Below are 21,549 nucleotides of genomic sequence, written 5' to 3'. Positions count from 1 at the left end.
GCTTGCCGCTTGGAGCTGATTATGCTGTTTTTCAAACCAATCAACCTAAAAAAACAACTTAACAAATCAATCAGTCGGCGCAACACTCGGTCCATTGGCTGGCCCACTAATAATAACGAGGTGCATATGGCAGGTTTCGATAAGCGCGTGGCGTCCTATGAAGAGGCGCTGGCAGGCCTGGAAGATGGCATGACCGTCCTCTCCGGCGGTTTTGGCCTGTGTGGCATTCCGGAAAACCTCATCGCCGAGATCAAGCGCAAAGGCACCCGTGACCTGACCGTGGTTTCCAACAACTGCGGCGTCGACGGTTTCGGCCTGGGCATCCTGCTGGAAGAAAAGCAGATCAGCAAAGTGATCGCCTCCTACGTCGGTGAAAACGCCCTGTTCGAGAAGCAACTGCTCAGCGGCGAAATAGAGGTGGTGCTGACCCCCCAAGGCACCCTGGCGGAAAAAATGCGTGCAGGCGGTGCTGGCATCCCGGCCTTCTTCACCGCCACCGGCGTCGGCACCCCGGTTGCCGAAGGCAAGGAAACCCGCGAATTCAAGGGCCGTCCCTATCTGATGGAAGAGTCCATCACCGGCGACTTCGCCATCGTCAAAGGCTGGAAAGCCGACCACTTCGGCAATGTCATCTATCGGCACACCGCCCAGAACTTCAACCCACTGGCCGCCACCGCCGGCAAGATCACCGTGGTCGAAGTCGAGGAAATCGTCGAACCGGGCGAGCTGGACCCCGCGCAGATCCACACCCCTGGCATCTACGTCGACCGGATCATCTGCGGCACCTTCGAGAAGCGCATCGAACAGCGCACCGTGCGCAAGTAATCCGCCCCGGCCCGAACAATAAGGACTCATGACATGGCTCTTACCCGCGAACAAATGGCTCAACGCGTCGCCCGCGAAATGCAGGACGGATTCTACGTCAACCTCGGCATCGGCATTCCGACCCTGGTGGCCAACTACATTCCCGAAGGCATGGAAGTGATGCTGCAGTCGGAAAATGGCCTGCTCGGCATGGGCCCGTTCCCGACCGAAGAAACCATCGATGCCGACATGATCAACGCCGGCAAACAAACCGTCACCGCACGCATCGGCGCCTCGATTTTCTCCTCCGCCGAGTCCTTCGCGATGATTCGCGGCGGCCACGTAGACCTCACCGTACTCGGCGCGTTCGAAGTGGACGTACAGGGCAACATCGCCTCGTGGATGATCCCCGGCAAGCTGGTCAAGGGCATGGGCGGCGCGATGGACCTGGTGGCTGGTGCGGAAAATATCATCGTGATCATGACCCATGCGTCCAAGGACGGTGAGTCGAAATTGCTCAGCCAGTGCAGCCTGCCGCTGACCGGCGCCAACTGCATCAAGCGCGTGCTCACGGACCTGGCCTACCTGGAAATCGAAAATGGCGCTTTTGTCCTCAAGGAACGCGCACCTGGCGTCAGCGTTGAAGAGATTGTGAGCAAGACCGCCGGTAAACTGATCGTCCCGGACCATGTTCCAGAAATGCATTTCCAGTGAGGACAGATTCCATGCAAGACGTCGTGATTGTTGCTGCCACCCGCACCGCCGTGGGCAGCTTTCAAGGTTCGCTGGCCAGTATCCCGGCCCCTGAACTGGGCGCTGCGGTAATCCGTCGCCTGCTGGAGCAGACCGGCCTCGACCCGGCGCAAGTGGATGAAGTGATCCTCGGCCAGGTACTCACCGCCGGCAGCGGCCAGAACCCGGCGCGCCAAGCCTCGATTCTCGCCGGCCTGCCCCACGCCGTTCCCGCCCTGACGTTGAACAAGGTCTGTGGCTCGGGCCTCAAGGCCCTGCACCTGGGCGCACAGGCGATCCGTTGCGGCGACGCCGACGTCATCATCGCCGGCGGCATGGAAAACATGAGCCTCGCGCCGTACGTGCTGCCCGCCGCGCGCACCGGTTTGCGCATGGGCCACGCCAAGATGATCGACAGCATGATCACCGACGGCCTGTGGGATGCGTTCAACGACTACCACATGGGCATCACCGCCGAAAACCTGGTGGACAAGTACGGCATCAGCCGCGAGGCGCAGGACGCCTTTGCCGCCGCCTCCCAGCAAAAAGCTATCGCCGCTATCGAAACCGGACGGTTTGCCGATGAAATCACGCCGATCCTGATTCCCCAGCGTAAAGGCGACCCGCTGGCCTTTGCGGTGGACGAACAACCGCGCGCGGGTACCACCGCCGAGTCCCTGGCCAAGCTCAAGCCCGCCTTCAAAAAAGACGGCAGCGTCACCGCCGGCAACGCCTCCAGCCTTAATGACGGTGCCGCTGCGGTGCTGCTGATGAGCGCCGCCAAAGCCAAGGCCCTTGGCCTGCCGGTGCTGGCGCGTATCGCCAGCTATGCCAACGCAGGGGTCGACCCGGCAATCATGGGCATCGGCCCGGTTTCGGCCACCCGCCGCTGCCTGGACAAGGCCGGTTGGCAATTGAGCGACTTGGATCTGATCGAAGCCAACGAAGCCTTCGCCGCGCAATCCCTGGCGGTGGGCAAAGAGCTGAAATGGGACGCTGACAAGGTCAATGTCAACGGCGGCGCCATCGCCATCGGCCACCCTATTGGAGCTTCAGGCTGCCGCGTTCTGGTGACGCTGCTGCATGAAATGATCAAGCGCGACGCCAAGAAAGGCTTGGCGACACTGTGCATCGGCGGCGGCCAGGGCGTGGCGCTGGCCCTCGAACGCAACTGATTCAACGAGCAACACGGAAAGGGCCTGGCTCCACGAAAAGCCGGGCCTTTTCTTTATCGATCCCCTGGAAAAACTCGATCAACATGTAGGCGCTGGCTTGCCGGCGATGGCAACGCTTCAGTCCGACGCGCCGCACCTGATCAACGTTTCATACAGCGCTGATACCGCTCATCCACGCGTTTGGCGAACCAGGCCGTGGTCAAGTTGCGGGTGATCTTCGGGCTTTTGAGCACGATGCCCGGCAGGATGGCTCGCGGCAGCGGCTTGCCGGCGGCTTTGTCGCCCAGGGCGAATACGCGCTTGTAGAGCGTGGTGTCCTCAAAATCCAACTGATCGCCCTGCTCCAGTTGGCTGCGGATGCTGGGATTGCGCATATCCAATTTCGCTCCCAGTGAACGCACCGCCAGTTCGGTGGTACCGGGCAGCAGCGAACCATAGCGAATCAAATCCCCATCCAGCGTCAATTCGCTGCCTGAGACACGGCTGACTGCGGCCTGGAACGCGGCATTGCGGCTGGCGTACCAACCCGCGTTGAAATCGGCGAAGCGGTACAGCGGCTGGTCATAGCTCACCGGGTAGCCGAGTAAATGAGCGATGCCGAAGTACATGCCGCCACGGCGAGTGAATACTTCGCGGCGAATCGTGCCGTCCACCGTGTAGGGATAACCCCGTGCCTGTTTTTGCGCGAAGTCGATGCTGACCTGCATCGGACCGGCGGTGTGCACCGGGTTGAAGCCGCCAAACAGTGTGTTGCCCAAGGGCACCACGCTGATGAAGTCGTCGAAGATCGCGCTCAGGTCCTTCTCCGTACGTGCGGCGTTCAAACGCTCGGCATAGGTTTTGCCGGTGGGCGAGCGCACTTGCAAGGCGCTGCGTACGACAAACGCCGGTACATGAACTTTCCCGGCACGCCGCAGGATTTCATCCTGGGCGATCTTGCCCATGCCTGGCACCGGTGGGTCGACCTGAAAGGTGGACTCCTGCTCGGTCACCGCCAGCACGGCGCAGATATTTTCGGTGCTGGGGTAGATCTTCTGGGCGTCGAACGCGGTGTAGATGTCCTGGGCCCAACCGTCGCGGTCCGCGACCTTGGCGGGGAGCAGGCGCACGATCTGCGCCTTCACCTCGGCCTCGCTGCGCTCGGGTTGTTGCGGCCCTCGCGAGGTGGAGCAACCGGCCAGCAGCAGCAGCAGCAAGGTGGCGAGGCAGAGGATCAGGCGGCTTGAAGACATGAGGCTTCCTTGGTGAACGGCGGGCCGGGCAATGGGGATATCGACAGGCAAGTCTAACCGGGGTTCGCTGCTATGCCGAACGTGGTGCGGCGCTGGTTGAAAATTCCCACGTTAACGCCAGATAAGCTCTACTCCCCTGCCCTGAAAACCTCTGCAAAGTCCCTCGCCTGATCAAACAGTGCGAGGGAGTGCAGATGGTTTTTCCAGTGAGAGCCCTGATCGATGGGGCTCGCCCATGATCGAAGCAACCGGCCGAGCCATCGGCTTTCTGGTGCTGGCCGCGATGGATTCTAAGACGCGGGACGTCGAATCCGTGCTCAGCGATTTCCGCGGTTGCCTCAACCACTACGACAGCTGGGCGCAGAACTTCTTCAGCTCTTCGGCACTGGATGTGGAGCAGGTGTTCAAGGTCGGGAATGAGGTGGCTCTGGTCGCCCCGATCAACCGTTCGATCTTCCCCAGCAGCACCGTCGCTACATGCCAGGCCAACGGCACATTGACACTGGTGCATATGTTCCAGAGCTCGCGGTTCGTGCCGATCGGCAACACGCCGGTGATGTTGCAGCGCATCGATCCAGACGGTGGCCCGCTGGGCGAGCCGATCCATAAAACCATCGGCCCAAGCGGCATCCTCGAAGTCACCGAGTGCGACCGCAACCAGCGGTACCGGGTGAGTTTCTACCCCGACGTTTCCAGCGAGCATTTCAAGGCACTGTACGCCTCTTATCAGTCGGTCATCACGCCACTGGAAGGCTGGCTGCGCAGCGAGTGGGACACCACCTTTGAACCGCTATGGAAGAACTATTGCGAAGCGAATTTTCTCCAGCGTTACCTCTCGCTGCACCGAGCTTATGCCCAAGGCTTTGGCGAAGTTCTTTACTCGGTTTGGGACAACATCACGCAGTTACTCCAGTGGTTGTCCGACCCGCTGGCCAACGCTGAAAAGCTGCTGCATTACCTTTCCCAGGACGAGCTTGAAAAGTTATTCGCGTTAAGTGCCGAGACCCTCGCCAAGGGTTTGCTGGTGCTCAGCGATGAGCCTTTGCTGTTCGTTCACCTGGCGGCCCTGGTCAGCTGGATGCGCATGCTGCCACCGCCGTATATGAACGAAATGCTCGGGGCGATTGGCGCCGAAGTCGTCATCACCCTGTTATTGGGACTGGCGTCGGCCGGCATGGGGGTTGTGGTGCGCATCAGCACCAAAGTGCTGGCCGGCATCAAGTCACGCCGGGTGCGCAGGTGGGTGGAGCAGATAGCCGCGCAGTTCGGGGCCGCTCGCTTGGAAGGACACACCGAAGCGCTTAAGCCGGTGCTGCTGGGCAGTGCCCCAATACCGATCAAGGCGGTGCCGGTGGCGCCTTTGAAGGCTGGCGACACGCTGGTTTCGAATCCGGTGCCGGCGGTGCGCAGCAAGACCCAGCGTACGGCGTTGGTGCGGCAGGAGGCGGTGGATGATGTGCCTGCCGTGGCTTCGAACCCGAAGGGTGATGCGGCGGCCTCTGCGGATAAAACCGTTACGAACGGCTGCCCGGTGTCGATGGTCACTGGCGAGGAACTGCTGACACTTACCGATGGCGCGCTGGATGGGGTCTTGCCGTTCGAGTGGACGCGCTTGTATCGCACCAGTGCGGTGGAAGTGGATTGCGGGTTGGGGTTTGGCTGGAGTCATGCGCTGGCGCAGCGGCTTGTGGTTGTGGGCGATTCGGTGGTGTGGACGGACCATGAGAATCGCGCGACCACCCTGCCCTTGCCGACGGTTTCTCGACCGGCGATTACCAACAGCTTGGCGGAAGCGGCGATTTATTTAGGCTCGGTTCCAGACGAGTTGGTGCTGGTCCAGTCCTCTCGGTTTTATCACTTTTGCGACGGCGTGCTGACGGCGATCAGCGATGCGTATGACAACCGGTTGTTGGTTGTCCGGGATCGATTGGGCCGCATTGAGCGGTTGGATAACGGCGTGGGCCGTTCGCTTTTGTTGCGTTATGAATTCGACCGCATCGTGGCGGTGGACTACCAGATTCATCGCGCCACGGGGCATGAACCCTTCGTCTGGGTGACCGAGCAGAACGTCGTTTCCTACGCCTATGACGGCGCCGGACGACTGGTTTCAGCGACCAATGCCGTCGGTGAGTGTGAGCGTTATCGGTACGACGAGCAGCACGTCATTCTTGAACGGCAACTGGCCGGTGGGGCGAGTTTCTTTTGGGAGTGGGAAGGTTCCGGCAAGGCGGCGCGCTGTGTCCGCCATTGGGCCAGCTTTTCGCAGATGGACACGCGGTATGCCTGGGGCGATGACGGTCGCGTCACCGTGCACAACGCCGACGGCAGCCAGGAAGTTTACGTACATGACCAGCGGGCGCGGCTGGTACAGCGCATCGACCCAGACGGCGCCCAGCATTTCAAATCCTACGATGACAAGGGCCGCCTGACGGTCGAGCAAGACCCGCTGGGCGCGGTGACGGCCTATCAATACGACGACGCCGGACGCTTGATCGCGCTGTTTCCGGGGGATGATGAGCCGACGTCCTACGAGCATGACAACGGTTTCGTACGGGTGGTGCGGCGGGGTGAAGCGGTCTGGAAATATGAGCGCAATGACCAAGGCGATGTCATTCGCCAGATCGATCCCGATGGCAACGCGACCGACTACAGCTACGACAAGCAAGGGCAACTGACCGGGGTTTGGTATCCGGATCACAGCTGTCATCGGCTGGTGTGGAACGAACGCGGGCAGCTCGTTGAAGAACAGTTACCGAATGGCGGGATCAAGCGCTACCGCTATGACGACCTGGGCCGTCAGGTTGCGCGTGAGGATGAACAGGGCGCGCTGACCCAGTATCAATGGGACGCCGTGGGTCGGTTAACTCGCTTGGTACTGCCGGACGGTGCCACACGAGAATTCAGCTACAACCCCTACGGAAAAATCACCGCCGAACGCGACGAACTCGGCCACGTCACCCGCTACGAATACGCCGACGGCCTGCACCTGATCAGCCGCCGCATCAATGCCGATGGCACCCAGGTCAACTACCGCTACGACAACGCCCGCTTACTGCTCACCGCCATCGAAAACGAAGTCGGCGAAACCTACCAACTCGACTATCACCCCAACGGCCTGATCCAACAGGAAACCGGCTTTGACGGCCAACGCACCGCGTACGCCTACGACCTCAACGGCAACCTGCTGGAGAAAACCGAATACGGCGACGATGGCAGTCAGCTCGTCACTCAATACCAGCGTGACCATGCCGGTCGCCTCGTAGGAAAAACCCTGCCCGACGGCAATACGGTTGAATACACCTACGACCGCCAAAGCAACCTCCTCAGCGTCGACGACGGCCACTGGTTCCTGGCCTACGAATACGACCGCCAAAACCGCCTCACTGCCGAACACCAAGGCTGGGGCACTTTGCGCTACGGCTACGACGCCTGCGGCCAACTTCAGCATTTACGCCTACCGGACAACAATCGCCTCACCTTCAACCACGACAAAGGCGGCCACCTCGCCACCGTCGAACTGAACGGTTCGCTGCTGACCTCACACCTGTTCAAAGCCGGTCGCGAACACCAACGCCAACAAGGCCAACTGCTCAGCCATTACCACTATGACGAGCAAAACCGCCTGCACGCCCACACCGTCACGCAGCAGGAAAACCACCTCTACCAACGCCACTACGACTACGACAAAACCGGCAACCTCACCCGCCTGCACGACACCCGCAAAGGCGAACACCTTTACCGCTACGACCCGCTCCACCGCCTGACCCGAGCCGATCACTCGCAAGACGTCCAGGAACGCTTCGGCCACAACCCGGCCGGCAACTTGCTGATGCAAGACAGGCCTGGCCCGGACATCGTCGCGGGCAACCGCCTAGTGATCCAAGGCGATCACCATTATGACTATGACGCCTTCGGCAACCTGACCCGCGAACGGCGCGGCAAAAGCCATCAGCTCGTCACCGAATACCGCTACGACTGCCAGCACCGGTTGATCGGCATCACCAAGCCCAACGGCCACACCGCTAATTATCGCTATGACCCGTTCGGTCGGCGCATCAGCAAAACCGTCGATGGGAAAACCACCGAGTTCTTCTGGCAAGGCGACAAGCTGATCGCAGAACACCATGCGGAACGCCATCGCAGCTATCTCTACGAACCGGACAGCTTCCGACCATTGGCACTGCTGGAAGGCTTCGGCCCAGCAGAAACCAAGCCTTACCACTACCAACTCGACCACCTCGGCACACCGCAAGAACTCACCACGCCCGATGGCGAAATCGTCTGGTCCGCCCACTACCGCGCCTACGGTGAAATCAGCCGCCTCGACGTAGGCAAAATCGACAACCCGCTTCGTTTTCAAGGCCAATACTTCGACCCGGAAAGCGGCCTGCACTACAACCGCCATCGCTACTACAATCCGGATATTGGTCGTTACCTGACGCCCGACCCGGTGAAGCTGGCGGGTGGGAGCAACGCGTACCAGTACGTGCCCAATCCGACAGGCTGGGTAGACCCGCTAGGCTTGAATACATGCCCAGGCGGCGACGGATGTAAACCCAGCGTTAGTGCTCAAAACCCTACCGAGAGTGTTAACCACGGAGAGCCAGGCTTACCGCAACTGACCCGTGCGGAACGGCAGGCTAGAATTGATGAGCTTGCTGAAGCGAACGCCTATAGGCGTTTAGACGAGCTTGAAAAAGCAACATCCGGCGCACATTTTTTAGAAAAACACGGAAAACAGACAACGCTCGTGTCTCAACTGGAAAGATTACAAACAGCAAAGAATCCAACAACAGGAGTAGTTGAATATTTCACCTCAGGACCAAAAATCGGGGAACCTAAATACCCACCTGCTGCAACCCACTTTCTTAGCCATCGGGATCAATTAAATGCAATATATCGAGCACAACTCATTTTCAGAAGGAACGGACTTGCCCAATCATTAGAACCCATGAATATGGGAAAAATTGTAGGCGAAGGATACTCTGGCGACGAGATGAAATACAGCCAACAATCTAAAGCTCGAGTAATACTGAATAGAGACGGCAATCCCAAAACAGCCTATGCGGAATTATGATTATGAATAAAAGAGCACCCAGCATGTCAATAATTCGCGGACTGCTATTTACGTATGACATCGAAAATACCGACGACCCCAAAAGAGAAGAATTCATCGCATCAAAAGACGTAAATAGCAAAAAAGAACTCGTCGAGCTTTTTAACAAACTGACAAAACCAGAATTTCTGGAATACACCAAATCCGAGCAAAATTGGTTTATTGATTCAATTGAGCACTTCTTAATGACTGGTGATAGCTTTGATGATGTATTCAAAAAAATGACAACTTATTTCGGCGCCGAAGTACTCGACCAGCAAGAATTCATGAGGGTATTACTAAGCTGCTTACAACATTACGACCCAGAAGTCGTCACAAACGAACAACAACCCACGAACCGGCGGACCTGATCGCGACAGAATTGTTTCCGGCGAAGCAAAAAGAAGCATCCGTTACGGCCTTCATGAAATGAACAGCAAGCCGAGCAAGCATCATTACCATGAGGAAACATGGACGTTTGAGCTAAAGACAACACGGCGAATGTAGACAATACTGTTGTACGAGTCCCATTAACGACGAAGTGAAATGAAAATACGAACTATCGATGTTTTTTCCGAACGATAAATTTTATATGTGGAATTCAGCTCACCTTTTGAAAATGGCACGGCTTTCTGGCACGGCGCCAACCCCAGCGTCGGTCTACCCAGTAATCAACCCAAATAGAAGCTGAAAAATGAAAGAACTAGAGATATTCGTAATCAAAAATTCAACTCGAGAAACAGCCACAATAGAATGCGACGGAAGAACAGCAACACTTTCAATAACTTTTGCCAGCGGACTGAAAAAAACGTATAGCGAAGCAGATATTTATCTATGCTTTGACTCATTGAGAAAAGAATTTAGCGATATTAAATTTCTATGTAAAGGTTCAAAAATAAATGTTTATCCTTCAGCCATGGCATCACAAATGTCCAGCGGAATTGTAGCTTATGAAACGCAAATAGGTGATTCCGATGCAAAACTCGTTCGTATATTCGACTATGAAGAAAACGAACTTACAAATGACATCAACGAACAGATTTCTTACCGCAAAAAATGGGCCGAATCACTGCAAATTTAGCTCGACGACCATGTAACAAGCAAACCCCGAGCCACAGAGCATAATAGAAAAATTCGACAGTTACTTACTCAGGGAATAAAACTAATCAGTATGGCCCGCTCAGTCAATTAGATCCGTGTAGCCAGTTAAGTTGCTGCCGCCCAGCCCCACTCGAGCAAGTTCGCCCACCGCAGAATTACGGCGTTCTTAAATTTCTGCCAACACCTGATCTAGCTCCAAGGGGAGGTTAGCCGCATTGAATATTTCATACCAAACCCTAACAGAAAATAAAATGGAAACAAAAAATATAAAAGTAATAATCAACAATGAACACAAACAAGTCACCGTCAAATATGACCCAACAAAACTCACCATGACATTTTCAGAAGCCGAAAACTTTAAGAAAATTTATAGAGGAAGAGACCTGTACGTCTGCTTCGCAAATATTAGAGCGGATTTTCCGCACATCACCTTTCTATGTAAAGGGGCCAAAATAAATGTAAAACCATCAAGAATGGCCTCTCAGATGAGCGCTGGGCTTGTGGCATACGAAATGACTTTAGGCCAACAAGCAACCAACGACAACATTGTCCATTTATTCGACTATGAAGAAGAAAACCTAACAAACAACCCACAGGATCAAATTGATTTCTTCAAGAAATGGTTAAAGTCATTAGGTGCGGAAGATTACGAAAAATTTAATTGAGCGCTGTTCAAAATCAATATACAAGGTCGCCCTCCTACCCCTGTGGCAAGCAAATCCGACCCGCTCACCACAGGGATAAATGGCGCCCTTAAATCCCCGCCAACGCCAAATCCATCGCAAAGTACGTAAAAATCAAATCCGCCCCCGCCCGTTTGATCGAGCCCAAGGTCTCGCGCACCACGCGGTCTTCGTCAATCGCCCCCGCCTGGGCGCCGAATTTGATCATCGCGTACTCACCACTCACCTGATACGCCGCCACCGGCAGGCGTGAGGCTTCGCGGATGTCGCGGATGATGTCGAGGTAAGCGCCGGCCGGTTTGACCATCAGCGCGTCGGCGCCTTCCTGCTCGTCGAGCAGCGATTCGCGGACGGCTTCGCGGCGGTTCATCGGGTTCATCTGGTAGCTTTTGCGGTCGCCCTTGAGGGCGCTGCCGCCGGCTTCTCGGAACGGGCCGTAGAGGGCCGAGGCGAATTTGGTGGAGTAGGCCATGATCGGGATGTGGGTAAAACCGGCGTCGTCCAGAGCGCGGCGGATGGCCTGGACCTGGCCGTCCATCGCTGCCGAGGGTGCGATCACGTCGGCTCCGGCGCGGGCGGCGGCCACGGCTTGTTTGCCCAGATTAACCAGGGTCGCGTCATTGTCGACGTGAGCGCCATGCATCACGCCGCAGTGGCCGTGGTCGGTGTATTCGCAGAAGCAGGTGTCGGACATCACGATCATTTCCGGCACGGCGTCCTTGATGATCGATGACATGCGCGAAACCAGCCCGCGTTCTTTCCACGTGTCGCTGCCGCTGGCGTCAAGATGGTGGGATACGCCAAAGGTCATCACCGACTTGATGCCGGCACGGGCATAACGCTCGATCTCGCCGGCCAGTTTTTTCTCAGGGATACGCAACACGCCCGGCATGCTGGTGATCGGTACGAAGTCGTCGATTTCTTCTTCGACGAAAATCGGCAGCACCAGGTCGTTGAGCGTGAATTCGCTTTCCTGGAACAAGCCACGCAGCTCCGGGGAGCGGCGCAGGCGACGGGGGCGGGCTTGGGGGAACTGGCTGGTCATGGCTTTCCTGAAAAAATGGCTGAAATCTTTGGGACCAAAGCTTATGCCCCAAGCACCCGCAGCACAAATGCCGAGGGCCCAACAGTGTATTGCGCGACACGTAACAATTGCATTGATCTAGAGCTGTAGACGGCCTTCGATGCATACCGCAACGGCGCCACCGACCCAGACTTCATCACCCTGGCGCTCAATACGAATACGCCCGGCGCGTCCCATGGCCGTGCCCTGGCTGACCACATAGCGCTCCGGCGCAAGGCCCTCGCTGAGCAACCATTGGGCCAGGCCGGCATTCAAGCTGCCGGTGGCCGGGTCTTCCTGGGCACCGTCGCCGGCGATAAAGGCGCGCACCTCAAACTGTGCGTCCTCCCCATCGCAAGGAGCAATGATACCAACGGCCAACCCGAGCAGTTGCGCGTAGTCAGGCCTTACCTCCAGCACGGCCCGGCGATCAGCCAGCATCACCGCCAGCCAACCCGCGCCGTTATCCACCCACTGGCTGCGCACAATCGCGTCAGGGGCCAGGCCCAACCCCAGGCGCACACGCTCCAGCAGCGGCGCCTCGACAACGCCCGAACGCAACAGCGGTGGCGCGATAAACGCCAGTTCCTCGCCTTCACGTCGGATGCGGACCAAACCGATTTCGCACTCCTGAATGACCTCATGCCCACGCGGAACACCGCCTGCGTGCAACCACGCCTGGCAACTGCCCAACGTCGGATGCCCGGCAAACGGCAGTTCCTGCAAGGTGGTGAAAATTCTCACTCGGTAATCGGCGCGTGGGTCACGGGGCTTCAGCAAAAACGTGGTTTCGCTGAGGTTGGTCCACTTGGCGAAGTCAGCCATCTGCTGGTCCGTCAGGCTGTCGGCCCCGAGCACCACGGCCAGCGGGTTGCCTTTGAGGGGCACGCTGCTGAATACATCCAGTTGCTTGAAATCGAAAGTCGGCATGCTTCAGCTCGGAATGTTCAGGCCACGGATCACCGCTGGGCGTGCGATAAAGCCATCCAACGCGCGCAGTACATTGGGGAAGTCGGCGATACCCACCAGGTCGCCCGATTCATAGAAGCCGATCAGGTTGCGAATCCAGGGGAAGGTGGCGATGTCAGCGATGCTGTAGTCATCGCCCATGATCCACGTGCGGCCCAGCAGGCGTTTCTCCAGTACCTGGAGCAAGCGGCGGGACTCGGCGACGTAGCGGTCACGCGGGCGCTTGTCTTCATAAGCCTTGCCGGCGAATTTATTGAAGAACCCCACCTGACCGAACATCGGGCCGATCCCGGCCATCTGGAACATCAACCACTGAAGGGTTTCATAGCGGGTGGCCGGATCTTCGGAAAGCAACCGGCTGGTTTTTTCCGCCAGGTAAATCAGGATCGCGCCGGACTCGAACAACGCCAGCGGCTGCCCGCTTGGGCCATTGGGGTCGATGATCGCGGGGATCTTGTTGTTGGGGTTCAGGGACATGAACTCGGGAGACAACTGGTCCTGGGTGTCGAAACTGACCTTGTGTGCCTCGTAGGGCAGGCCCAGCTCTTCAAGCATGATTGATACTTTTACACCGTTGGGCGTAGGCAACGAGTACAGTTGCAAGCGCTCAGGGTGCTGGGCGGGCCATTTACTGTTGATCGGGAAAGCGGCAAGTGCGTTCATCAAAAGACATCCCTGGGCGGAAAGCCCCCATGATAGTCATCTGTTCGCCACCCTGCATGGGTCATCATTAAGCAACATTGCCTGGCTAGAATCCCACACGGGCGAACCAAAACGCTCAAGCGCACTCTTAAATGCGCTCGCAGGGTGAATGGAGGCACCTGGCTATACCGACAAGGAACACCCCCAGGACGCACACTGCGCCATTGGGCCGGGCCTGTCCGCCTTAAACCGACGCACGAAGACTCGAACCCATAATGAAGATCAAGCCTCTGCGCCTTGTGCAACAATTCAAACGCCATTCATACATGATGTTACCGCTGCTGCTGGTCACCGCCGGCATTGTTACGGCATTGGATGCCCGCGAAAGCCGCGCACAACCGGTGGACGGCGTGCAAACCCTGGTCTTCCTGCGCCACGGCGAAAAACCTGCCGGCGGCCTGGGCCAGCTCAATTGCCAGGGCCTGAACCGCGCCATGAACCTGGCCAGTGTATTGCCGGAAAAATTCGGCAAGGCCGATTTCGTATTCGCCGCCAACCCCACGCGCAATGTCGAGGAAGGCGAGCTGGATAACTCCTACAGCTATATCCGCCCACTGATGACCATCAGTCCCAGCGCAATCAAGCTGGGTTTGCCAGTCAACATCAAGTTTTCCGCGAACGACACCAGTGCCCTGGCCGATGAGCTGGTCGAGGACAAGTACCACAACGCAACGATCTATACCGCCTGGTCTCACGGTTACCTGCCGGAGTTGATCAACAAAGTCGCCAGTGAAGCGGCCGGCGAAAAGCACACCATCACCGAAGACTGGTCCGGTAACGACTATGACTCGCTGTACGTGCTGACACTGACCTGGCACAACGGCAAGGCCTCGCTGCTCAGTCGCAACTACAAGCAGGGGCTCAATAATGGTGAGGAAACCTGCCCGGATCCGACCCAGGTCAGCGCAGATACCTGAAGGTTGGGCGTCAGGCGCGTATGATGGCCGCTATTGACTCATCTGCGGATCATCTCCATGTCCAACCTCGCTTCTGCCCAGCCCAACCGGGGCTGGTCGTTCTGGTGCAAACCTGCGCTGTTTCTACTGGTGGCCTGCATCGGCCTCTACTATGTGAAATGGTCGCCCTACTACCTCAAGGCTTTTGTAGCGGCCGATAACCACAGCATCGGCGCGTCGATTCTCAATGACCAGCAAAGCTCGCCCCTCGCGGCGGCGCTGGCCTATGCCCAGGTGTATTTCCTGGCGATCTGGAAGGCCGCCGTACTGGCGGTAATCCTCGGTTCGCTGCTGCAGGTGTTGATCCCTCGCGACTGGCTGTTGCGCCTGTTTGGCCGCGCCGGCCTGGGCTCGACCCTGCGTGGCGGGCTGTTCGCCTTGCCGGGCATGATGTGCAGCTGCTGCGCGGCGCCTGTCGCGGCGGGTATGCGGCGCCAAAAGGTATCGGTCGGCGCTGCGCTGGCATTCTGGATCGCCAACCCGGTCTTGAACCCGGCCACCTTGGTGTTCATGGGGTTTGTGCTGGGCTGGGGCTTTACCGCGCTGCGGCTGGTGGCGGGGATTGTGCTGGTGGTGGGTGTGTCGTTGGTGGCGCAGCGCATTGCACGTCCGGAGCAAGTGCCGGAAGCGGCGCTGCAGGCTGTGGCCGAAGTCAGCACTGTTGAGTCCGAATCCTTCCTGGCGCGCTGGTTACGGACCTTGTGGCAGCTGTTCTGGAGCACCATCCCGGTGTATATCCTCGCGGTGCTGATCCTTGGCGCGGCGCGGGTCTGGCTGTTCCCCCATGTGGACGGAGCGATGGCCGACAGCCTGGTGTGGCTGGTACCGCTGGCGATTGTCGGCACGTTATTCGTGATTCCTACGGCGGCGGAGATTCCCATCGTACAAACCATGATGACCCTGGGCATGGGCACCGGCCCGGCCGTCGCCTTGCTGATGACCCTGCCGAGCGTGAGCCTGCCGTCGTTGCTGATGCTGCGTAAGGATTTCGATGCGCGGGTGCTGGTGACGGTGGCCGGGCTGACCATGCTGATGGGGGTGGTGTGCGGGTTGATCGGGGCGGTGATTCTTTAGGTTTTGGGAAGGCTTTATCGCACCCCGCGACCTAAGTGTGGGAAGGGGCTTGCTCCCGATGGCGGTCTGTCAGTTAAAAAATGGGTGACTGCTGCACCGCAATCGGGGGCAAGCCCCCTCCCACATTGGGCCTGCGGCGTTTGGACTGGATCATCCGGCGCTCGAGAGCCAAAACTCCTGTTTCCCGGCATTAACTGAAGAAACCGGCTCAACCTGTTGTGAGCTCAATGGCATCCGAAAACTCACCCCACCCGAGCAGCCCGCGCGCGCAAATACTCCACCACCGCGCCCTGCTCCCCGGAAAATTCGATTCGTGCGCCTTTGCTCTCACGCTGAAACGCATACATCGGGTCGTAATACTCACGCAACAGCCCTTCAATCCACACCCGGTGCACATCCACGGCGCCAGTGCGCGCCTGCTCCGCCAGGGCGTCCTGCAAAATCGCCTGCAGCCGCTGGAAGCGTTCGCCACCCAGGCGCTTATGGATATTGGCCAGGCTCTGGGTAAGCCGTTCGGCAAACATCGCTTGGCCATTCTCACCCCATACCCCGATGAACTCGGCGCACAGGTCGACCACGTAATCGCGCAGGATGCGTTCCACGCGGCCTTCAACGCTGTCTTCCAGCCACACCATTGGAAACGCCTGCATACCTTTGTGCAACGGCAGCGGCAGCGCGCAACTGCCGATCATGCGGCTCTCATCCTCGACCACGAACTGCTCGATGCCTGCCGCGCGCTTTTTCAGCAGGTCTACCGCAAGGCGGTTTTCGAAGTCGATAGTGGACGGTTGCGCCGTGGCACGCTTGCCGAAGCTGGAGCCGCGATGGTTGGCGTGGCCTTCCAGGTCCAGGGCGTTGCGTAGTTGGCCGAGCACTTCGGTCTTGCCGGTGCCGGTCATGCCGCCGAGTAAGACGAAATCACATTGGACGGTGGCCTGCTCGAGCGTGTCCAGCAGGAAGGTGCGCATGGCCTTGTAGCCGCCGCCGACGCGGGGGTATTCGATACCCGCCTCGGTTTTTAACCATTGCTGCACGATCTGTGAACGAAGCCCGCCGCGAAAGCAATACAGGTAGCCGTCTGGATTGGCCTGGGCGAACTGCGCCCACTGCGCGATGCGTTCGGCCTTGATCGGCCCCGACACCAACTCATGGCCCAGCACGATTGCAGCTTGCTGGCCTTGCTGCTTGTAGCAGGTGCCTACACGTTGGCGCTCCTGGTCGGTCATCAACGGCAGGTTGACCACACCGGGAAATGCGCCTTTGGTGAATTCAACCGGCGCGCGGGTATCCATCATCGGCCGGTCGTTGAGGAAGATGTCGCGGTAATCGGTGATGTCAGTCGCCATCAAACCACCTCTACCGCGTTGCTCTGTCGCTCAAGCAGTTCGCCGATCGGCTCAAGGGTAAGGCCCAGTTCAGCGGCCACCGCGTGGAACTCGGCGTCGCCTTCGGGCGTGACGGCGATCAGCAGGCCGCCGCTGGTTTGCGGATCGCACAGCACGCGCTTGTGCAGCTCCTGCACACGCCCGAGCTTGCTGGCGTAGCTGTCGAAGTTGCGCAAGGTCCCGCCCGGTACGCAACCCTGCTCCAGGTAGTACTCGACGCCCGGCAGACGGGGCACTTTTGCATACTCGATGCGGGCCGTGAGGCCGCTGCCGTCGGCCATCTCTACCAGGTGACCAAGCAGGCCGAAACCGGTGACATCGGTCATCGCCGTCACCCCGGCCAATTTGCCGAAACGGCTACCGGGTTTGTTGAGGGTGCACATCCAGTCGCGGGCCAGGCCGATATCCGCTTCGCGCAACTTGCCTTTCTTTTCGGCGGTCGTGAGGATGCCGATGCCCAAGGGTTTGGTCAGATACAGCTTGCACCCGGCGGTGGCGGTGTCGTTGCGCTTCATATGGCGCTTGTGCACGATGCCGGTCACGGCCAGGCCGAAGATCGGCTCCGGGGCGTCGATGGAGTGCCCACCGGCCAGCGGGATACCGGCAGCGTCGCAGACCGCGCGGCCGCCACGAATGACTTCGCGGGCAATCTCCGGCGCCAGCACATTCACCGGCCAACCGAGAATGGCAATGGCCATCAACGGGTCGCCGCCCATGGCGTAGATGTCGCTGATGGCATTGGTGGCGGCGATGCGGCCGAAGTCAAAGGGGTCGTCGACGATCGGCATGAAAAAATCGGTGGTGGAGACCACGCCGCGCTCGTCGTCGATGGCGTACACCGCCGCATCGTCACGGGAGGCGTTGCCTACCCACAGGTTGGGGTCGAGGTTCTGCGCGCCGCTGCCGGCAAGGATCACTTCCAGCACCTGGGGCGAGATCTTGCAGCCGCAACCCGCACCGTGGCTGTACTGGGTAAGGCGAATCGGCTCGTTCATGGTGGACCTCAAGCTATCAAGTGCGCCGATTCTAGCAGACAGCAAAAGGCCGGCTGGGCTCATATGAGCGCAGCCGGCCTTTTGGTACAGCGCTTACTGGCGGGCAGCGAGCAAACGCTTGTGGCGGTTACGCCGTGCGATATTCAGGCACTCGATAGCCGCCGAGAACGCCATGGCCGCATACACGTAGCCTTTGGGCACATGGGCGCCGAAGCCTTCGGCGATCAGCGTCATGCCGATCATGATCAAAAAGCCCAGGGCCAACATCACCACGGTCGGGTTGTCGTTGATGAACTTGGCCAAGGGTTCTGCCGCCACCAGCATCACGATCACCGAGGTCACCACGGCGATGATCATGATCGGCAAGTGTTCGGTCATGCCAACTGCCGTGATGATGCTGTCGATGGAGAACACCAGGTCGAGCAGCAGGATCTGTCCGATGGCGGCCGCAAAGCCGATGGCAACCGTATTGCCAACGCTGGCTTTGTCTTCGGGCTCCGGGTCCATGCTGTGATGGATCTCGGTGGTTGCCTTCCATACCAGAAACAGGCCACCGGCAATCAGGATCATGTCCTTCCACGAGAACGCCTGGCCGAACACTTCAAAGACCGGCGTCGTCAATTGCACGATAAACGCGATGGTGCTCAACAGGCCCAGGCGCAACACCAACGCCATGCTGATGCCAATGCGCCGCGCCTTGGCCCGGTGCTGCTCCGGTAATTTGTTGGTGAGGATCGAGATGAAGATCAGGTTATCGATGCCCAGCACGATTTCCATGACGATCAAGGTCGCCAGTGCGATCCAGGCGGTGGGGCTGGCGGCCAGTTGTAAAAGATAATCCATAGGTCAGTCCTGACGTTGTGCTGGGGAATTAGGTTTCTTGGGTATCGGATTCTGCATCTTTTTCTGGCTGATCATCCTTCTTCTGCGGATTGATCAGGCCCTGGGTCGCTTCACTCAATGCCTGTTCAGCGGCTTTCTGGGTGTCATCGATTGCTTGCTTGGCCGTTTCGGTGGCTTTGCCCAATACCTGCTGCGCGCTTTTCTCGACTTGATCGCACCCGCCGATCATTACCAATGAAAGCGCAAGCAGTGCAGCCGCGCCCAGGGAATTGAGTTTCATGATGTATTCCTCGTTAGAACGCTTGGGTCCAAATAGTAGCCCCGCGATAGCGACGCATTCTATGCAGGCAAACAGTTCAGGAAAATTCGTATTTTTCTCGCGTATACTTCGATTTTTACGAAGTGTACACAGCGATGCTCAATTATCGACAACTGCATTACTTCTGGGTGGTGGCAAAGACCGGCAGCATCGTGCGTGCCTGCGAGCAACTGAACCTCACCCCCCAGACCATCAGCGGGCAGATCAGCCTGTTGGAACATACCTTTGGCATCGCGCTGTTTCAGCGTGTCGGCCGCCAGCTGGAGCTGACCGAAGCCGGACGCCAGGCGCTGCCCTATGCCGAGCAGATGTTCCAGACCGGCAATGAATTGGAGGCGATGCTGCGCGCACAACCCAACGAGCAGCAGATTGTATTTCGCGTCGGCGTGGCGGATGTGGTGCCCAAGTCCATCGTGTACCGGCTGATTGCCCCCACCATGGAGCTGAGCGAACCGATCCGCATCACCTGCCGTGAAGACAAACTCGAACGGTTATTGGCCGACCTGGCCATCCAGCGCCTGGACCTGGTGATCTCCGACAGCCCGATGCCCACGCACCTGGACATCAAGGGCTACAGCCAGAAGCTGGGGGAATGTGGCATCAGTTTTTTCGCCACCCAGGCATTGGCTGACCAACATAGCGGCGATTTCCCAGGGTGTTTGCACGGCGCACCGTTGCTGATCCCCGGCGCAGAGACCGTGGTGCGCAGCCGTCTGCAACGCTGGTTTGCCGATCAGCAGATTCAACCCAGGATCATCGGCGAGTTCGACGACAGCGCATTGATGCAGGCCTTCGGGCAATCGGGCAGCGGCATCTTTATCGCCCCCAGCGTGATCGCCGATGAGGTGGTGCGCCAATACGGCGTGGCGCTGATCGGCCAGACCGACGCGGTGACCGAGTCGTTTTATGCCATCTCGGTGGAGCGCAAGGTCAAGCACCCTGGCATCGTGGCGATTACCGAGGGCGCCCGACGCGAACTGTTTACCACCCTGCCCTGATGACACGCCCGCGCCGATGAATCCAAATCCGACAGTGCGGGTGACGGAATGACGCAGCGAACGGGACCCGTCCTACAGCATGTTAGACTTCGCGCCTGCTGCCTACAGTACTTTCTCCTTGCAATGCTGTGCCCTACTAAAAAAACCAGAGACAACTGTTTATGACTGCTGCCCCTTCCCTGCTGCAACGTTTAATGCGCGTCAGCCTGGTCACCCAAATTATCATCGGCCTGATCGCCGGGATTCTGCTGGCCCTGTGCTTGCCTGAGGCCGCCAAGGCCACCGGGTTTATCGGCAAAGTGTTCGTCACGGCGCTGAAGGCCGTCGCGCCGATCCTGGTGTTCGTGCTGGTGATGGCGTCTATCGCCAATCATAAACACGGCCAGGAAACCCATATCCGGCCGATCCTGTTCCTGTATCTGCTGGGTACCTTTGCCGCTGCCGTGGTTGCGGTGGTTGCCAGCATGCTGTTTCCGTCGTCCCTGGTACTGGCCACCCATGACGCGACCGTGAGCGCTCCCGGCGGTATTGGCGAGGTGCTGCAAAGCCTGCTGCTGAGCGTGGTCGATAACCCGATCAGCGCGCTGATGAATGCCAATTTCATCGGCATTCTGGCCTGGGCCATCGGCATGGGCATTGCCATTCGCCATGCCGGCGAAACGACCCGCACGGTGCTCGATGACCTGTCCAACGGTGTGACGCTGATCGTGCGCGTGGTGATCCGCTTTGCCCCGCTGGGGATCTTCGGCCTGGTCGCCTCGACCCTGGCCACCTCCGGCTTCGGCGCCCTGCTCGGCTACGCCCACCTGCTGGTGGTGCTGATCGGCTGCATGCTGTTCGTGGCGCTGGTGATCAACCCGGCCATCGTATTCTGGAAACTGCGTCGCAACCCTTATCCGCTGGTGCTGCTGTGCCTGCGCGAAAGCGGTATTACCGCGTTCTTCACCCGCAGTTCGGCGGCGAATATTCCGGTGAACCTGGCGCTGAGCAAACGCCTGGGCCTGCATGAAGACACCTACTCGGTGTCGATCCCGCTTGGCGCCACGATCAATATGGCCGGCGCCGCGATCACCATTACGGTGCTGACCCTGGCGGCCGTGCACACGCTGGGCATTGCCGTAGACCTGCCCACCGCCGTGCTGCTCAGTGTGGTCGCGGCCATTTGCGCCTGCGGGGCTTCGGGCGTGGCCGGTGGCTCGCTGCTGTTGATTCCGCTGGCGTGCAGCCTGTTCGGCATTCCGAGCGAGATCGCCATGCAGGTGGTGGCTGTAGGCTTCATCATCGGTGTGCTGCAGGATTCGGCGGAAACCGCGCTCAACTCGTCCACCGATGTGCTGTTTACCGCGGCGGCGTGCCTGGACAAGGATAAACAGTTGGCTTGAACGCCGGCTGTAAAAAAGCCCGGGCCGTTCATTGACGAACG

19 protein-coding genes are annotated in these 21,549 nt (G+C 58.7%); 11 read left to right on the top strand and 8 right to left on the bottom strand.

What is annotated here, in order from left to right; all coding sequences use genetic code 11:
- The first annotated feature begins 126 nt into the window (after positions 1–126).
- The 3 genes from C4J89_RS09635 to C4J89_RS09625 are packed head-to-tail and all read left to right on the top strand — an operon-like array spanning position 127 to position 2,711.
- A complete protein-coding gene (locus tag C4J89_RS09635; protein ID WP_124362130.1) occupies positions 127–825 on the top strand; it encodes a CoA transferase subunit A in 699 nt (232 codons plus the stop codon).
- Between the two features lie 33 nt (positions 826–858).
- On the top strand, positions 859–1,518 hold the full coding sequence (locus tag C4J89_RS09630) for a CoA transferase subunit B (RefSeq protein WP_003211625.1): 660 nt from the start codon (positions 859–861) through the stop codon (positions 1,516–1,518).
- A gap of 11 nt (positions 1,519–1,529) precedes the next feature.
- Positions 1,530–2,711 (top strand): acetyl-CoA C-acetyltransferase, encoded by a 1,182-nt coding sequence (locus C4J89_RS09625; protein ID WP_124414333.1) that lies wholly within the window; start codon positions 1,530–1,532, stop codon positions 2,709–2,711.
- A 140-nt stretch (positions 2,712–2,851) separates the two neighbouring features.
- Here the strand turns inward: C4J89_RS09625 and C4J89_RS09620 are convergent, their stop codons facing one another.
- Entirely contained in the window at positions 2,852–3,943 is a 1,092-nt protein-coding gene (locus C4J89_RS09620) for a DUF1615 domain-containing protein (protein WP_124414332.1), read from the bottom strand.
- Between the two features lie 235 nt (positions 3,944–4,178).
- Here C4J89_RS09620 and C4J89_RS09615 point away from each other — a divergent pair, with 235 nt between their 5' ends.
- The 4 genes from C4J89_RS09615 to C4J89_RS09600 all read left to right on the top strand — a co-directional run bounded on the left by C4J89_RS09615 (position 4,179) and on the right by C4J89_RS09600 (position 10,804).
- Entirely contained in the window at positions 4,179–9,020 is a 4,842-nt protein-coding gene (locus C4J89_RS09615; protein WP_124414331.1) for an RHS repeat-associated core domain-containing protein, read from the top strand.
- Between the two features lie 23 nt (positions 9,021–9,043).
- Entirely contained in the window at positions 9,044–9,409 is a 366-nt protein-coding gene (locus tag C4J89_RS09610) for a hypothetical protein (RefSeq protein ID WP_256681792.1), read from the top strand.
- Positions 9,410–9,732: 323 nt separating this feature from the next.
- Entirely contained in the window at positions 9,733–10,119 is a 387-nt protein-coding gene (locus tag C4J89_RS09605) for a hypothetical protein (protein WP_124414329.1), read from the top strand.
- Between the two features lie 235 nt (positions 10,120–10,354).
- On the top strand, positions 10,355–10,804 hold the full coding sequence (locus C4J89_RS09600) for a hypothetical protein (RefSeq protein WP_305955549.1): 450 nt from the start codon (positions 10,355–10,357) through the stop codon (positions 10,802–10,804).
- A gap of 88 nt (positions 10,805–10,892) precedes the next feature.
- Here C4J89_RS09600 and hemB read toward each other — a convergent pair whose 3' ends face one another.
- From hemB to C4J89_RS09585, 3 genes are all read right to left on the bottom strand, one after another.
- Positions 10,893–11,867, bottom strand: coding sequence for a porphobilinogen synthase (hemB, locus tag C4J89_RS09595; RefSeq protein WP_016977356.1), 975 nt, complete (start codon positions 11,865–11,867; stop codon positions 10,893–10,895).
- Between the two features lie 117 nt (positions 11,868–11,984).
- Positions 11,985–12,815 (bottom strand): PhzF family phenazine biosynthesis protein, encoded by an 831-nt coding sequence (locus C4J89_RS09590; protein ID WP_124414328.1) that lies wholly within the window; start codon positions 12,813–12,815, stop codon positions 11,985–11,987.
- Positions 12,816–12,818: 3 nt separating this feature from the next.
- Positions 12,819–13,517 (bottom strand): glutathione S-transferase N-terminal domain-containing protein, encoded by a 699-nt coding sequence (locus C4J89_RS09585; RefSeq protein ID WP_124362122.1) that lies wholly within the window; start codon positions 13,515–13,517, stop codon positions 12,819–12,821.
- A 254-nt stretch (positions 13,518–13,771) separates the two neighbouring features.
- On the opposite strand from C4J89_RS09585, the gene C4J89_RS09580 reads away from it, so the two are divergent.
- Together C4J89_RS09580 and C4J89_RS09575 are read left to right on the top strand one after the other, a co-directional pair.
- A complete protein-coding gene (locus C4J89_RS09580; protein ID WP_124362121.1) occupies positions 13,772–14,473 on the top strand; it encodes a histidine phosphatase family protein in 702 nt (233 codons plus the stop codon).
- A gap of 57 nt (positions 14,474–14,530) precedes the next feature.
- Positions 14,531–15,586, top strand: coding sequence for a permease (locus tag C4J89_RS09575; RefSeq protein ID WP_124362120.1), 1,056 nt, complete (start codon positions 14,531–14,533; stop codon positions 15,584–15,586).
- A gap of 242 nt (positions 15,587–15,828) precedes the next feature.
- On the opposite strand, the gene mnmH is transcribed toward C4J89_RS09575, so the two are convergent.
- The 4 genes from mnmH to C4J89_RS09555 all read right to left on the bottom strand — a co-directional run bounded on the left by mnmH (position 15,829) and on the right by C4J89_RS09555 (position 19,089).
- A complete protein-coding gene (gene mnmH / locus C4J89_RS09570) occupies positions 15,829–16,932 on the bottom strand; it encodes a tRNA 2-selenouridine(34) synthase MnmH (protein WP_124414327.1) in 1,104 nt (367 codons plus the stop codon).
- Entirely contained in the window at positions 16,932–17,966 is a 1,035-nt protein-coding gene (gene selD, locus C4J89_RS09565; RefSeq protein ID WP_124362118.1) for a selenide, water dikinase SelD, read from the bottom strand. Before selD ends, mnmH begins: the two co-directional genes overlap by 1 nt.
- Before the next feature lie 93 nt (positions 17,967–18,059).
- Positions 18,060–18,809, bottom strand: coding sequence for a TerC family protein (locus tag C4J89_RS09560; RefSeq protein WP_124362117.1), 750 nt, complete (start codon positions 18,807–18,809; stop codon positions 18,060–18,062).
- A 28-nt stretch (positions 18,810–18,837) separates the two neighbouring features.
- Positions 18,838–19,089 carry a hypothetical protein gene (locus tag C4J89_RS09555; RefSeq protein WP_124362116.1) on the bottom strand — a complete coding sequence of 84 codons (252 nt, stop codon included), beginning with the start codon at positions 19,087–19,089 and terminating at the stop codon, positions 18,838–18,840.
- A gap of 134 nt (positions 19,090–19,223) precedes the next feature.
- Here C4J89_RS09555 and nhaR point away from each other — a divergent pair, with 134 nt between their 5' ends.
- Positions 19,224–20,126 carry a transcriptional activator NhaR gene (nhaR, locus tag C4J89_RS09550; protein WP_124362115.1) on the top strand — a complete coding sequence of 301 codons (903 nt, stop codon included), beginning with the start codon at positions 19,224–19,226 and terminating at the stop codon, positions 20,124–20,126.
- A 161-nt stretch (positions 20,127–20,287) separates the two neighbouring features.
- Positions 20,288–21,508: a serine/threonine transporter SstT gene (sstT, locus tag C4J89_RS09545; RefSeq protein WP_124414326.1), complete on the top strand. Its 1,221-nt coding sequence runs from the start codon at positions 20,288–20,290 to the stop codon at positions 21,506–21,508.
- Positions 21,509–21,549: the final 41 nt, after the last annotated feature.

The sequence above is a fragment of the Pseudomonas sp. R4-35-07 genome (assembly GCF_003852235.1).
In the GTDB taxonomy this organism is placed as follows: Bacteria; Pseudomonadota; Gammaproteobacteria; order Pseudomonadales; family Pseudomonadaceae; genus Aquipseudomonas.
The sequence above is the reverse complement of the archived record's forward strand: the minus strand, read 5'-3'. Positions and strand labels throughout refer to the sequence as shown.